This window comes from Providencia sp. PROV061, assembly GCF_011045655.1.
Classification (GTDB): Bacteria; Pseudomonadota; Gammaproteobacteria; order Enterobacterales; family Enterobacteriaceae; genus Providencia; species Providencia hangzhouensis.
The window spans coordinates 4,287,715-4,301,797 of the sequence record NZ_CP042861.1; the positions used below are offsets into that span (position 1 = coordinate 4,287,715).

At 43.4% G+C, this 14,083-nt stretch carries 14 protein-coding genes and 2 tRNA genes; 3 read left to right on the top strand and 13 right to left on the bottom strand.

The window, feature by feature from the left end:
* Positions 1-5 precede the first annotated feature (5 nt).
* The 9 genes from nusA to rlmE all read right to left on the bottom strand — a co-directional run bounded on the left by nusA (position 6) and on the right by rlmE (position 8,059).
* Positions 6-1,514 (bottom strand): transcription termination factor NusA, encoded by a 1,509-nt coding sequence (gene nusA, locus FVA72_RS19800; protein ID WP_004905898.1) that lies wholly within the window; start codon positions 1,512-1,514, stop codon positions 6-8.
* Positions 1,515-1,537: 23 nt separating this feature from the next.
* Complete coding sequence (gene rimP / locus FVA72_RS19805) at positions 1,538-1,990, bottom strand: ribosome maturation factor RimP (protein ID WP_036958775.1); 453 nt, start codon at positions 1,988-1,990, stop codon at positions 1,538-1,540.
* Between the two features lie 252 nt (positions 1,991-2,242).
* Positions 2,243-2,319 (bottom strand) — tRNA-Met (locus FVA72_RS19810).
* Positions 2,320-2,377: 58 nt separating this feature from the next.
* Positions 2,378-2,467: transfer RNA gene (locus FVA72_RS19815), tRNA-Leu, on the bottom strand.
* A gap of 115 nt (positions 2,468-2,582) precedes the next feature.
* Positions 2,583-2,927, bottom strand: a complete 345-nt coding sequence (secG, locus tag FVA72_RS19820; RefSeq protein ID WP_004905902.1) for a preprotein translocase subunit SecG — start codon at positions 2,925-2,927, stop codon at positions 2,583-2,585.
* Positions 2,928-3,147: 220 nt separating this feature from the next.
* Complete coding sequence (gene glmM, locus FVA72_RS19825) at positions 3,148-4,485, bottom strand: phosphoglucosamine mutase (RefSeq protein WP_004905906.1); 1,338 nt, start codon at positions 4,483-4,485, stop codon at positions 3,148-3,150.
* Positions 4,486-4,489: 4 nt separating this feature from the next.
* Entirely contained in the window at positions 4,490-5,326 is an 837-nt protein-coding gene (gene folP / locus FVA72_RS19830) for a dihydropteroate synthase (RefSeq protein WP_110591056.1), read from the bottom strand.
* 66 nt (positions 5,327-5,392) lie between these two features.
* Positions 5,393-7,372: an ATP-dependent zinc metalloprotease FtsH gene (gene ftsH, locus FVA72_RS19835; RefSeq protein WP_110591055.1), complete on the bottom strand. Its 1,980-nt coding sequence runs from the start codon at positions 7,370-7,372 to the stop codon at positions 5,393-5,395.
* A 57-nt stretch (positions 7,373-7,429) separates the two neighbouring features.
* The gene (rlmE, locus tag FVA72_RS19840; RefSeq protein WP_004905912.1) at positions 7,430-8,059 is read right to left on the bottom strand and encodes a 23S rRNA (uridine(2552)-2'-O)-methyltransferase RlmE; all 630 of its coding nucleotides are present in this window, start codon (positions 8,057-8,059) and stop codon (positions 7,430-7,432) included.
* Positions 8,060-8,194: 135 nt separating this feature from the next.
* On the opposite strand from rlmE, the gene yhbY reads away from it, so the two are divergent.
* Complete coding sequence (yhbY, locus tag FVA72_RS19845; protein ID WP_004905914.1) at positions 8,195-8,488, top strand: ribosome assembly RNA-binding protein YhbY; 294 nt, start codon at positions 8,195-8,197, stop codon at positions 8,486-8,488.
* Positions 8,489-8,606: 118 nt separating this feature from the next.
* Here yhbY and greA read toward each other — a convergent pair whose 3' ends face one another.
* A complete protein-coding gene (gene greA / locus FVA72_RS19850) occupies positions 8,607-9,083 on the bottom strand; it encodes a transcription elongation factor GreA (RefSeq protein WP_004905916.1) in 477 nt (158 codons plus the stop codon).
* 245 nt (positions 9,084-9,328) lie between these two features.
* On the opposite strand from greA, the gene dacB reads away from it, so the two are divergent.
* On the top strand, positions 9,329-10,777 hold the full coding sequence (dacB, locus tag FVA72_RS19855) for a serine-type D-Ala-D-Ala carboxypeptidase (protein WP_110591054.1): 1,449 nt from the start codon (positions 9,329-9,331) through the stop codon (positions 10,775-10,777).
* A gap of 60 nt (positions 10,778-10,837) precedes the next feature.
* Here dacB and cgtA read toward each other — a convergent pair whose 3' ends face one another.
* From cgtA to rplU, 3 genes are all read right to left on the bottom strand, one after another.
* Positions 10,838-12,013 (bottom strand): Obg family GTPase CgtA, encoded by a 1,176-nt coding sequence (gene cgtA / locus FVA72_RS19860; protein ID WP_036958779.1) that lies wholly within the window; start codon positions 12,011-12,013, stop codon positions 10,838-10,840.
* Between the two features lie 165 nt (positions 12,014-12,178).
* Complete coding sequence (gene rpmA, locus FVA72_RS19865) at positions 12,179-12,436, bottom strand: 50S ribosomal protein L27 (protein ID WP_004905922.1); 258 nt, start codon at positions 12,434-12,436, stop codon at positions 12,179-12,181.
* A gap of 19 nt (positions 12,437-12,455) precedes the next feature.
* Positions 12,456-12,764 (bottom strand): 50S ribosomal protein L21, encoded by a 309-nt coding sequence (gene rplU / locus FVA72_RS19870; protein ID WP_004905925.1) that lies wholly within the window; start codon positions 12,762-12,764, stop codon positions 12,456-12,458.
* Positions 12,765-13,098: 334 nt separating this feature from the next.
* On the opposite strand from rplU, the gene ispB reads away from it, so the two are divergent.
* The gene (gene ispB, locus FVA72_RS19875; RefSeq protein ID WP_004905927.1) at positions 13,099-14,070 is read left to right on the top strand and encodes an octaprenyl diphosphate synthase; all 972 of its coding nucleotides are present in this window, start codon (positions 13,099-13,101) and stop codon (positions 14,068-14,070) included.
* Positions 14,071-14,083 lie beyond the last annotated feature (13 nt).

A 14,083-nucleotide genomic window follows, 5' to 3' on the forward strand; every position in this document is an offset into this window, starting at 1 on the left:
AGTGTTTACGCATCGTTACCGAACCAGCAAATATTACGTGCGGCCATGATGAGCGTACCTGCTTTCTCATCATCCAGACCTTCAATATCAATCAGGTCGTCGATGCCCTGCTCAGCAAGATCTTCCAGTGTACAGATTCCACGAGTAGCCAAATTATAGGCAAGAGTACGATCCATACCTTCAAGATTCAATAAATCTTCTGCTGGCTGATTATCACCTAGGCTCTCTTTTTGAGCCAATTCTATTGTGGTGAGGGCCGCTTTCGCTCTTTCACGTAGAACTTCAACAGTCTCTTCGTCAAGACCATCAATTTCCAGAAGTTCATTAATAGGCACGTAAGCCAGTTCTTCTAACGTCGAGAAGCCTTCTTCAACAAGTGCAGTGGCAAACTCTTCATCAATATCAAGATGCTTGGTGAATGTATCAATAGAAGCATGTGCTTCTGCCTGATGTTTTGCATTAAGCTCTTCTGCGGTCATGACATTTAATTCCCATTTGTCATCACCACGGTGTTTTTTCAGTAACTGAGCTGCCAGACGAACGTTTTGACCGTTACGTCCAATGGCTTGTGCCAAATTACTACTTTCTACGGCAACATCCATCGTACATTTGTCTTCATCGACTACGATAGATGCAACATCAGCCGGAGCCATTGCATTAATAACGAATTGAGCTGGGTTATCATCCCATAACACAATATCAATTCTTTCGCCGCCTAATTCACTAGAAACGGCTTGAACACGTGCACCACGCATACCAACACAAGCACCAACTGGGTCGATACGCTTGTCATTAGTTTTAACTGCGATTTTTGCACGAGAGCCTGGGTCACGAGCAGCAGCTTTAATTTCAATAATTTCTTCGCCGATTTCTGGCACTTCAATGCGGAATAATTCAATCAGCATTTCAGGGCGAGAACGCGTAACAAAAAGTTGCGCGCCGCGTGCTTCAGGACGAACATCATACAGGACTCCGCGGATACGGTCACCTGGACGGAAGTTTTCACGTGGCAACATATCTTCACGCAGAATAACGGCTTCCGCGTTATTGCCTAAGTCTAACGTGATATTTTCACGATTAACTTTTTTCACCTGAGCAGTGATAATTTCACCTTGTTGCTCACGGAATTGGTCAACAACCATCGCACGTTCTGCTTCGCGCACTTTCTGTACGATAACTTGTTTAGCTGTTTGGGTAGTAATACGGTCGAATACAACAGATTCAATTTGATCTTCGACGTACTCTCCAAGCTGGAGCGCTGGGTCTTCATACTGAGCCGCTTCCAACGTAATTTCACGCGTTGGCATTGTAACTTCTTCCACAATTAACCAACGACGGAACGTGTCGAAATCACCTGATTTACGGTCAATTTCCACACGAACATCAATTTCTTGCTCGTATTTCTTTTTAGTCGCCGTCGCTAATGCAGTTTCCAGAGCCTCGAAGATTTTTTCACGAGGGAGGGATTTTTCGTTAGAAACCGCTTCTACAACAGCCAGAATTTCTTTATTCATCCTAGTTGCCTCATTGAACTTTATTAAAAGTGGGGTACCAAGTTAGCTTTCTGGATGTTGCCGAGGGCGAACACCTCATCCTTACCATCTACAGTAACCGTAATCATTTCACCGTCTATGGCCTTAATAATTCCTTGCCACTTACGGCGGTTCTGCATTGCTATACGCAAAGTCAATGCCACCTCTTCCCCCATAAAACGCTCATAATGCGCAATGGTGAATAATGGACGTTCAAGCCCTGGTGACGATATTTCCAGGTTATAAATGACAGAGATTGGATCTTCAACGTCCAATACTGCACTGACCTGATGGCTGACATCAGCACAATCATCAACAGTGATGCCTTCTTCACTATCAATGAAGACACGCAGTGTTGATGTACGGCCACGGACAAACTCTAAGCCTACAAATTCAAAGCCTAGCGCCTCCACAGGTGCTGAGATCATCTCTGTTAATTTCTGTTCTAATGTGGACAAGCCCACCCCCAGACATAAAAAAAGGGCTATAAAAGCCCAGTTAATTCGATTGTCAAATAACAAAAAACCCCGAAATTCGGGGCTTTATGCAACTGGACCCTGTAGTGCACGGGTTCACCATATTCTTATTATACCTGTAAAATCTAGAGAAATCGATGAGAAATTTTGAGAGCTGTTAGATAACTGCACTTGATTACTACACCGGATAACTACTATAGACCACGATACTGACAAGGTATGTTGAATAAGAAATGGTTGCGGGAGCCGGATTTGAACCGACGACCTTCGGGTTATGAGCCCGACGAGCTACCAAGCTGCTCCATCCCGCGTTCGAAAGCGTGTCATATTCTACACAGATAACCTGTAAATCACAAGCATCTTAAATAATGGTGCCGAGGACGGGACTTGAACCCGTACGCCCGTTTTGTAGGCACTACCACCTCAAGGTAGCGTGTATACCAATTTCACCACCTCGGCACTGAGGCGAGGTTATCAATATTTAATCAATAACCTCAAATTTTAACTTCTTACTCATCGCTGAGCTTACTACTTAATGATGGCATTAGTTGCCTTCATTCGGAATCTTTCACACTTAACGAGGGATATCGCTCGTTGGTGTAGCTGGTGCTGCCGGAACGTCTGTTGGTTGCTCGACTTTTGTAGGTTCACTAATGTTTTCCCACTTACTACCACTACCAGTTCCGTACTTGTTGGCAGTCATGTTGCCAAGTATTAAACTGATGATGAAAAACACAGCAGCCAAGATTCCAGTCATACGGGTCATGAAGTTACCTGAGCCCGATGAACCAAACAGTGTTGCAGAAGCGCCCGCACCGAATGAAGCTCCCATGTCAGCACCTTTACCTTGCTGTAACATAATCAGACCAATAAGCCCGATAGCCGCTAGCAAGAAAATAATCAAAAGAGCTACATACATTTGAGTTACCTATTCAGTTGCGGTGCATAGCCTAATGCTATGACCTTTATCACTGCACACCTGCTCATTTCGGCCGTAAAGAAACACTCTTACGGGATTGAGCAGGTGCGAATACTAACCAAAGCTGAGCCGACAAGCAAGTCTATTTTAATTCCATTTGATTATTTGCAGAAAAAAACAACAAATCATCAAAATATCGCTCAGCTTCACCAATAACAACTTAGCCAGCTGCTTTTACTGCATCAGCAATATGGTTTGCCATTGCAGTCACATCAGCTTCGTTTTCACCTTCAACCATAACTCGGATTAATGGCTCTGTTCCTGATTTTCTCAGTAATACGCGGCCTTTTCCTGCCAATTGTTTTTCAACTTCTTCGTTCGCTGCAACAACTGCATCACTTTGTAATGGGTCGTGTTGGCCTTTGAAACGTACGTTAACTAGCACTTGTGGTAATAATTTCATACCACTGCATAAGTCATGTAGGCTCATATGGTTACGTACCATAGCGCTTAATACCTGCAAGCCTGCAACAATCCCATCACCAGTGGTCGTTTTATCTAATAAAATCACGTGGCCTGAGTTTTCAGCCCCCATGCGCCAACCTTTTTCCTGTAATTTTTCGAGAACATAGCGGTCGCCCACTTTTGCACGCTCAAAAGGAATTCCTAGCTGTTTTAGGGCGATTTCTAACCCCATATTACTCATTAATGTTCCCACTACCCCACCTTTTAACTGGCCTTGGCGTAGCGCTTCACGAGCAATAATGAAGAGAATTTGGTCACCATCAACTTTTTCACCGAGGTGATCGACCATAATAATGCGGTCACCATCACCATCAAATGCTAAACCGACATGTGCTTTTTCTTCCAAAACTTTTTGTTGTAACTGGCGAACGTCTGTAGCGCCACACTCTTCGTTGATATTGATTCCGTTAGGATCGCAACCGATAGTGATGACTTCTGCCCCTAACTCACGGAACACATTTGGTGCGATGTGGTAAGTAGCCCCATTAGCACAATCAATGACAATTTTTAAACTTGCAAGGCTTTGTTCGTTCGGGAACGTACCTTTACAAAATTCAATATAACGGCCGGCAGCATCTACAATACGGTTTGCACGACCTAATTCAGCTGACTCAACGCAGGTGATCGGCTTTTCCATTTCAGCTTCAATGGCTTCTTCGACTTCATCAGGCAGCTTAGTCCCATCAATTGAGAAGAATTTAATCCCATTATCATAATATGGGTTATGAGACGCTGAAATAACAATTCCCGCTTCTGCGCGGAAAGTACGTGTTAAATAAGCAACCGCTGGGGTTGGCATTGGACCTGTGAAAGATGCGGATAAACCCGCCGCTGCTAAGCCCGCTTCTAATGAAGATTCCAACATATAGCCAGAAATACGCGTATCTTTACCAATAATAATTTTACGTGAACCATGACGAGCGAGGACTTTCCCTGCCGCCCAGCCTAATTTTAAAACAAAATCAGGGGTAATTGGGCTATCACCCACTTTGCCACGAATACCATCAGTACCAAAATATTTACGGTCGCTCATACGCTTATTTTTCCTTTTCTGACAGAGTCATCTGTACCACTTGCATCGCTTGCACGGTTTCTTTGACATCATGAACTCGAATGATGTGTGCCCCTTGCATCGCAGCAATCACTGCACAAGTTAGGCTGCCTGCGAGGCGTTCTTGTGGTGGAACATTCAATAATTGTCCAATCATAGATTTACGTGACATCCCTGCCAATAGCGGTAGTCCGAAATTATGAAATTGTTCTAAGTTTGCCAATAACTGGTAATTATGCGACAAGTTCTTACCAAAACCAAAGCCTGGATCAAGGATAATTTGTCGCCTCTCTATCCCTGCGCTCACACACCGGGTGATTTCAGCATCAAGATAGTCTTTTACCTCACGCACCACATTTTCATAATTTGGCGCTTCTTGCATCGTTCTTGGCTGGCCTTGCATATGCATAATGCAAACGGGTAAACCTGTTTTCGCGGCGACGTCTAATGCATCTGGCTCATGGAGAGAACGAATATCATTGATGATATGCATACCTGCGTTTGCTGCTTCCGCCATAACTTGGGCTTTAGAGGTATCGACTGAAATCCATACATCAAAACGCTGGGCTATTGCTTCAACAACAGGAATAACCCTATCAAGTTCCTCATTCACAGAAACTTCGGCAGCCCCTGGACGGGTAGATTCACCACCAATATCAATGATAGTCGCACCGTGTTCCACCATTTTTGCCACATGTTCAAGCGCATCATGATAACGATTATGAGTGCCACCATCTGAAAATGAATCAGGAGTGACATTCAAAATCCCCATCACCTTAGGTGTGGATAAGTCAAGGACACTGCCTCTCGCTTTGATTTGCATTGTTATTTTTCCTTAACGAAAAAAACCCCAGCGAACTGGGGTCTTAATATTTTATTTCACGACCGCTTATTGTGGTTTGCTGTCGTTATTATCTGATGGGTTTGATTCATCAGCATTATTACTATTATTTGTGTTATCTGGTTCTTCAGACTGTGGTTTTTCCGCTGTAGGTTCCGCTTTTGGCGCACCTGTACCGAACGAACCAGTGACATTACTCACTTTTTTGTCTTCATCCCAACCTGCTGGCTCACGCACTGGACGGCGGTTCATCAGGTCATCAATCTGTGGCATATCAATGGTTTCATATTTTAACAATGCATCTTTAGTCGCATGCAGAATATCAATATTGTCTTCCAATGTTTTGTATGCCAGTTGATAACAGTGGTCCAGAATTTTTTTAATTTCTTCATCGACAATACGTGCTGTCTCATCAGAAATTCCTGAACCATTACCTGAAGAGCGACCTAAGAACGCTGGGCCTTCTTCTTTCGAATACTGCATTGGGCCTAAGCGGTCAGAGAAGCCCCACTGAGTCACCATGTTACGCGCCGTATTCGTCGCAAACTGAATATCGGAAGAAGCACCCGTTGTGACTTTATCGCGACCATAAATCAGTTCTTCTGCAATACGACCTGCATATGCCGTTGCAATCATACCTTCGAGCTTCAAGCGGCTACGACTGACTTCATCACCTTCTGGTAAGAAGAAAGCAACACCTAACGCTTGCCCACGCGGAACGATCGTGACTTTATGGACAGGGTCATGTTCTGGCATTAAATGACCGATAATCATATGACCACCTTCATGGTAAGCCGTTGATTCTTTTTGCTCTTCAGTCATCATCAGAGAACGACGCTCTGCACCCATCCAAATCTTGTCACGCGCTTTTTCAAACTCAACCATAGAAACAACACGCTTATTCGCGCGAGCAGCAAACAATGCGGCTTCGTTCACTAAGTTTGCGAGTTCAGCACCTGAAAACCCAGGTGTTGCACGTGCAAGAATGAAAGTATCTACATTTGGGTCAATAGGAACACGACGCATATGTACTTTCAGAATTTGTTCACGGCCACGAACGTCTGGTAAGCCAACGACTACCTGACGGTCAAAACGACCTGGACGTAATAAAGCAGGGTCAAGTACGTCAGCACGGTTAGTTGCTGCGATAACAATGATCCCCTCATTACCTTCGAAACCGTCCATCTCAACTAGCATTTGGTTCAGTGTTTGTTCACGCTCATCGTGACCACCACCAAGACCCGCACCACGTTGACGACCTACCGCATCGATCTCATCGATAAAGATGATACAAGGCGCTGCTTTTTTCGCTTGTTCGAACATGTCACGAACACGAGAAGCACCCACCCCCACAAACATTTCCACAAAGTCAGAACCGGAAATGGTGAAGAATGGAACTTTTGCCTCACCAGCGATAGCTTTTGCCAGTAATGTTTTACCTGTTCCTGGAGGCCCTACCATCAGGACGCCTTTTGGAATTTTACCGCCAAGTTTTTGGAAACGAGCAGGTTCACGTAGAAACTCTACGATTTCGCCCACTTCTTCTTTGGCTTCATCACACCCAGCAACGTCTGCAAATGTTGTTTTGATCTGATCTTCTGTCAGCATGCGGGCTTTACTTTTGCCAAATGACATTGCCCCCTTGCCGCCACCGCCTTGCATCTGGCGCATGAAGAAAATCCAGACACCAATCAACAGAAGCATTGGGAACCAGGAAATAAAAATAGATGTCAGTAAGCTAGGTTCTTCTGGTGGTTCACCAACAACCGTCACATGCTTATTTAGCAAAGTGTCTAACAGCTTCTCATCCTGCATAGGAAGATAAGTTGTATAGCGGCTATTATCAGCCTTTCTGACGTTCAATTCACGACCTGTGATACGAACTTCACGTACCTGATCCTGGGCTAACTCATTGATAAACGTAGAATAATCAACTCTGCGACTATTCGAATCGCTTGGGCCAAAACTCTGGAACAAGGACATCAGAACAACTGCGATGACTAACCAGAGAATCAGGTTTTTCGCCATGTCACTCAAGGGATTAACCTCATATTACAACTGTGTTAACAAATAACGCTCAGGGTACTACAGTTTTAGCCCTGTCGCTACAATGTATACTTCACGTGACCGTGCGCGCGAAGATTCGGGTTTACGAACTTTTACTTTCGTAAACAGGGAGCGGATATCCCTAAGGTAATCGTCAAAGCCTTCTCCCTGAAACACTTTAACAATGAAACTCCCCCCAGGCGCCAATACAGCACGGCACATATCCAAAGCTAATTCAACTAGATACATAGAGCGAGGAATATCAACCGCTGGTGTCCCACTCATATTTGGAGCCATGTCAGACATGACCACCTGTACTTTTTTGTCGCCAACGCGTTCTAACAAAGCGGCGAGAACGGCTTCATCGCGAAAATCCCCTTGCAGGAAATCAACGCCAACGATTGGGTCCATCGGCAATAAGTCACAAGCAATAACCCGCCCATTATGACCTATTTGGCTAACAACGTATTGCGACCAACCACCAGGGGCTGCTCCTAAATCAACAACGGTCATACCTGGTTTAAAAATTTTATCACCTTGCTGGATTTCTTCCAGCTTAAACCATGCACGTGAGCGTAGCCCTTTTTTTTGTGCTTGCTGAACATATTTATCACTAAAATGCTCTTGCAACCAGCGACTTGAGCTTGCCGAACGTTTTTTATTGGCCATTGTGCTTTCCAACTATACTAAAAGAACTTCACCTAACTTGCTGCTTCTTTACCATCAAAAAGATATAATTGATGGTGATAGATATCAGATGGCGGTAGAATAAGCCATTTTCAATACTAACCAAGCAAAAAATCAATGAATCTTAATAAAAAACAAATTCAGCACCTAAAAAGTCTCGCTCACCATTTAAACCCTGTTGTTATGATCGGCAACAATGGTTTAACCGAAGGTGTTTTGGCTGAGATTGAACTCTCATTAGCACATCATGAGCTTATCAAAGTCAAGATCGCAGGCGAAGACCGTGATACTAAAAATTTGATCGCTGATGCGATTGTTCGCGAAACTGGTGCAGTAAATGTACAAATTATTGGTAAAATTCTTGTTATCTACCGTCCTTCGGCAGACCGCAAAATCATTTTACCTAAATAATCCCCCATCATTTATATAAAAATGCCATTGAAAGCATGTTTTATATGATGAAAAAGGCCGCCTGCGGCCTTTTTCTTTAAATCAGGGAAATAATATAACCAATTCAGGGAAATAGGAATCAGATATACTCAACTTTAAGAATTTCGAACTCGACATCACCACCTGGGGTTTTAATCGAGACCGCATCATCAACTTCTTTACCCACTAAACCGCGTGCTATCGGTGAGTTCACAGAAATCAGATTGATCTTAATATCTGCTTCATCATCACCAACAATACGATACGTTAGCTCTTCGTCAGTATCAACATTCAATACTGTCACAGTCGCGCCAAAGATAACACGACCGTTATTGACCATTTTAGTTACATCAATCACTTGAGCGTGAGAAAGTTTCCCTTCGATTTCTTGAATACGGCCCTCACAGAAACCTTGTTGCTCACGTGCTGCATGATATTCTGCATTTTCTTTTAAGTCACCGTGCTCACGCGCTTCTGCAATAGATGCAATAATTTCTGGGCGACGGACAGATTTAAGGAATTCTAGCTCTTCTCTTAGCTTATCCGCACCAAGTACCGTCATCGGGATCTGTTTCATTAATAAATACCTCGGTTCAATCCTATCTAAAAACAAGTATCTTCCTGATTTTGTAACAACAGTACACCGAACACCTGCGTAAAACCGGGGGTGTTCTAGTAAAAAAACGCAATCAGACTTATGTACTCATTTATCTTATCATAATGTACGCTATTTTAACTGAGACTTAATAACGGGTCACCGTTTACTTTCTTGGGCATTACACTTTAGTATGTATTATATGTCCACCCTAATGCGTGAAATATATGTCATTATTAACTTTAACCAGAAAATGGATAATCTCTTTAGGAATTACCTTAGCTAGTACGCAAGTTTTTGCGATTCCTATTGATGAATACAAACAATATTTACCTGATGGCACTAACCTTGCTCTGGTCGCGCAAAAAGTGGGAAGTAGCACCCCATTAATTGATTATAATGCACAGCAAATGGCATTACCTGCAAGTACACAAAAGGTTGTGACCGCTCTTGCTGCCCTATTGCAACTGGGGCCAGATTACCGTTTTGTCACCAATTTTGAAACTGATGCAAAACTTAGCAACAACACACTGACGGGTGATTTAGTGATCCGCTTCAGTGGTGACCCGACATTAACCCGCCAACAAATTCGCAATATGGCTAATGCATTAAAGCAGCTTGGGATCCATAAAGTTGACGGCGATCTCGTCGTTGATATTTCTGCTTTTACTAGCCATGACAAAGCACCGGGATGGGTTTGGAATGATATGACCCAATGCTTTAGTGCGCCACCCGCTGCGGCTATCATTGACCGTAACTGTTTTTCAGTTTCTCTTTACCCTGCTGAAAAAGCAGGAGATTTTGCATTCATTAAGGCGGCTAGTTTTTACCCTGTCAATATGTTCAGCGAAGTCAAAACATTAGCTAAAGGTTCCCCTGAAGCGCGCTATTGCGAACTTGATGTCGTTCCTGGTGAACTGAACCGCTACACCCTAACAGGTTGTTTAACTCAACGCAGCGAGCCCTTGCCACTTGCCTTTGCGGTACAAAATGGAGCGAGTTACTCCGGAGCAATTGTCAAAAATGAGTTAACCACCGCGGGTATTGAACTAACTGGCCATGTGAAAAAACGCACATTTCCTGCGGCTCAATCACAAGTATTAGTCAAAACCGAATCTAAGCCGCTACATGACTTGTTAAAAGTGATGCTCAAAAAATCCGATAATATGATAGCGGATACCGTTTTTCGTACCATTGGGCGTGAATATTATGGTGTTCCGGGAACTTGGCGTTCAGGATCCGATGCGGTAAGACAAGTACTGAAGCAAAAAGCGGGGATCGACCTTGGCAATACCGTGATGGTAGATGGATCGGGATTATCTCGCCATAATTTAATCACCCCATCAACCATGATGGAGATCTTGCAGTTTATCGCTAAAAATGATCAACAACTCGATTTTATTTCTATGCTTCCACTTGCCGGCCATGATGGCACTTTGCGTTACCGTGGTGGTTTTGATGAGGCGGGTGTTAATGGAAAAGTTTCCGCCAAAACGGGAGCATTACAAGGGGTTTATAATCTCGCTGGTTTTATCACAACCGCCAGTGGTCAACGTGTGGCTTTTGTGCAATTTATCTCTGCTTATGCGGTACCACAGAGCCAGCAACGTACTCGTCGAGTACCATTAGTGCGATTTGAAAGCCGTTTGTATAAAGATCTGTATCAGAAAAACTGATCATACGCGATTTAGACAGTAAAAAGGCGCTTTCGCGCCTTTTTACATTTCTAAGATAAACTATTTTTGATAAATAATTTCGACACCTTCGTCGTCATCTTCATCCCAATCGTCATCCCAGTCATCATCAAAATCTTCAGTACCAGAAAGTTGTTCTTTGTGATAATCATCCCACATGAATTCAACTTTTTCAGGTTGCTGTGTATCTTCAGTCGTTGCCATATCACGCGGTTGAGTATTCATAAATTCCATGATATCCCAACACAGTGCTTTCACACCTTCGTGGTTAACTGCTGAAATCATATAGAATTTATCTTCCCAGCCCATCGCTTTGGCAATTTCTGCTGCGCGCTGTGCTGATTCCTCTTCACCTAAGATATCAATCTTATTGAAGACTAACCAACGTGGTTTTGCTGCCAGCTTTTCACTGTATTTTTCTAACTCACTGATGATGATCTTCGCATTTTCGACAGGATCAGACTCATCAATAGGGCAAATATCAATCAAGTGAAGTAAGACACGACAACGTTCTAAGTGTTTCAGGAATTGGATCCCAAGGCCTGCACCTTCCGCTGCGCCTTCGATCAACCCTGGAATATCCGCAACCACAAAGCTTTGTTCGTTATCCATACGCACGACACCCAAGCTTGGGACTAAAGTGGTAAATGGATAATCAGCAACTTTTGGTTTTGCTGCTGACACTGAACGAATAAAGGTAGATTTACCTGCATTCGGCATACCAAGCATACCAACATCTGCTAACAGCATTAGTTCTAACAGTATTTCGCGAGTTTCCCCTTTTGTCCCCATGGTACGTTGACGTGGAGCACGATTCACTGAAGATTTAAAACGGGTATTTCCAAGCCCATGGAAGCCGCCTTTAGCGACCATATGACGTTGATCATGACGAGTCATATCACAAAGTACTTCATTGGTCCCTAAATCGCGTACACGCGTTCCTACAGGCACTTTAACTGTGATATCTTGACCCCGTTTACCTGTACATTCACGGCTTTGGCCATTCTGGCCGCGCTCTGCACGAAAGGATTTTTCAAAACGATAGTCGATTAGCGTGTTGAGGTTTTCGTCTGCTTGTAAGTAAACGTCCCCACCATCGCCACCGTCACCACCGTCCGGTCCCCCTTTAGGGATGTATTTTTCACGGCGGAAGCTGACACAACCATTGCCACCATCTCCTGCCACGACCAATATTTTGGCTTCATCTACAAATTTCATAATTCTCTCTCCGCTTCTGAGCCGCATAACGCTGGATGGCTGTTCTACTCAGAGATGGTGCATCTTTAATACGTGTGTAGTTCATTAAAGATCAAATATCTGAATATAAAAAGCCCCGCAAAAGGTTTTTGCAGGGCTTTAATTCTGAATTAAAGGTCAGAAAACTTATTCAGCTTCGATGCTGATAAATTTACGATTGTTTGGACCTTTAACTTCAAATTTAACTTTACCGTCCGCTAATGCGAACAGAGTGTGGTCACGGCCACAACCTACGTTGTTACCTGCGTGGAACTTAGTACCACGTTGACGAACGATGATGCTACCTGCTAATACAGCTTCACCACCAAAACGTTTAACACCTAAACGTTTTGCTTCTGAGTCACGACCGTTACGAGTCGAACCACCAGCCTTTTTGTGTGCCATTAATCTGCTCTCCTAAATCTTAAGCGATGACAGTGATCTTAACATCAGTGAACCACTGACGATGACCCTGTTGTTTACGGCTATGTTTACGACGACGGAATTTGACGATTTTAACTTTTTCGCCACGACCGTGTGCAACCACTTCCGCTTTCACTTTAACGCCTTCAACGACAGGAGCGCCGATTTGGATCTCATCGCCATTAGCAACCATCAGAACTTGATCAAATTCAACAGTTTCACCTGTTGCGATGTCCAGCTTTTCTAGGCGGACAGTTTGACCTTCGCTAACTCGGTGTTGTTTACCACCACTTTGGAAAACCGCGTACATATTAACTCCGCTTTCCGCGTACCCGCTAAATATTTCAATTCCAGAGCACGCTATAAAATATTCACAATAGGGCGCGAATTCTACGCAAAAAAGCAGCAGAACACAAGCCAATAATGCGGTTAGATGACAAAAAATACGACTTTTTTCTCAATAACCGTTTTTGAACGTTGATTTTGTCCCTATTCACTCAATTGTTACTTATTTAAACATTTTTTGCATCACACCTGATAATCTTATAATTAATAATGTTATGCTAGAAAGATAACTGTTCTATCGGTCTCCCAACTTTTTATTTCGGGAATGAACCAAAAACTAATAATATGAATAAATTAAGATGAATTTAGAATCTATTATTGAACTGACAACTGAGGATATGTCAGCGGTAAACGAAGCCATCCTCAGTCAATTGAATTCAGATGTTGCGCTAATTAACCAGCTTGGTTATTACATCGTCAGTGGTGGCGGTAAAAGGATCCGGCCTATGATCGCAGTGCTTGCTGGTCGATCCTTAGGTTACTCGGGTCATAAACATACCCAAGTTGCTGCATTGATCGAGTTCATTCATACAGCAACTTTGCTGCATGATGACGTCGTTGATGAGTCCGATATGCGTCGCGGAAAGCAAACCGCAAATGCTGTTTTTGGTAATGCCGCGAGTGTCTTAGTTGGTGATTTTATTTACACTCGATCATTCCAGATGATGACGGATCTCGATTCAATGCGGGTGCTAAAACTGATGTCTGAAGCGACGAATGTGATCGCTGAAGGGGAGGTTTTGCAATTGATGAACTGCAACGATCCTAACATTACTGAAGAAAACTATATGCAAGTGATCTACAGTAAAACCGCACGCCTTTTTGAAGCAGCAGCCCATGCATCTGCGATTTTAGCCAATGCGACACCAGAGCAAGAAAAAGCACTACAAGATTATGGCCGTTATATTGGGACAGCTTTTCAGTTAATTGACGATCTACTCGATTATGATGCAGACAATGCTCAGCTGGGGAAAAATACGGGGGATGATTTAGATGAAGGTAAGCCTACACTTCCCCTACTTCACGCGATGCAAAATGGTAATGAAGAAGAGTCAGCATTGATCCGCCAAGCGATTGAACAAGGTAATGGGCGTCATCTGTTAGATACTGTTCTTGCAACTATGAAACGCTGTGGTTCCCTTGAATATACTTATGCAAGAGCCCAAGAAGAAGCACAAAAAGCGATTGATGCCTTAAACATAATTGAAGATTCAATTTATAAAGATGCATTGATCGGCTTAGCTTATATCGCAATCCAACGCCATTCTTAGTCACTAGAAAAGG

Excerpts from the sequence above, each read along its gene's own strand:
- nusA (WP_004905898.1), bottom strand. The coding sequence starts at position 1,514 with ATGAATAAAGAAATTCTGGCTGTTGTAGAAGCGGTTTCTAACGAAAAA.
- glmM (WP_004905906.1), bottom strand. The coding sequence starts at position 4,485 with ATGAGCGACCGTAAATATTTTGGTACTGATGGTATTCGTGGCAAAGTG.
- secG (WP_004905902.1), bottom strand. The coding sequence starts at position 2,927 with ATGTATGTAGCTCTTTTGATTATTTTCTTGCTAGCGGCTATCGGGCTT.
- ispB (WP_004905927.1), top strand. The coding sequence starts at position 13,099 with ATGAATTTAGAATCTATTATTGAACTGACAACTGAGGATATGTCAGCG.
- rpmA (WP_004905922.1), bottom strand. The coding sequence starts at position 12,436 with ATGGCACACAAAAAGGCTGGTGGTTCGACTCGTAACGGTCGTGACTCA.
- rplU (WP_004905925.1), bottom strand. The coding sequence starts at position 12,764 with ATGTACGCGGTTTTCCAAAGTGGTGGTAAACAACACCGAGTTAGCGAA.
- ftsH (WP_110591055.1), bottom strand. The coding sequence starts at position 7,372 with ATGGCGAAAAACCTGATTCTCTGGTTAGTCATCGCAGTTGTTCTGATG.
- yhbY (WP_004905914.1), top strand. The coding sequence starts at position 8,195 with ATGAATCTTAATAAAAAACAAATTCAGCACCTAAAAAGTCTCGCTCAC.
- cgtA (WP_036958779.1), bottom strand. The coding sequence starts at position 12,013 with ATGAAATTTGTAGATGAAGCCAAAATATTGGTCGTGGCAGGAGATGGT.
- greA (WP_004905916.1), bottom strand. The coding sequence starts at position 9,083 with ATGAAACAGATCCCGATGACGGTACTTGGTGCGGATAAGCTAAGAGAA.
- dacB (WP_110591054.1), top strand. The coding sequence starts at position 9,329 with ATGTCATTATTAACTTTAACCAGAAAATGGATAATCTCTTTAGGAATT.
- folP (WP_110591056.1), bottom strand. The coding sequence starts at position 5,326 with ATGCAAATCAAAGCGAGAGGCAGTGTCCTTGACTTATCCACACCTAAG.
- rlmE (WP_004905912.1), bottom strand. The coding sequence starts at position 8,059 with ATGGCCAATAAAAAACGTTCGGCAAGCTCAAGTCGCTGGTTGCAAGAG.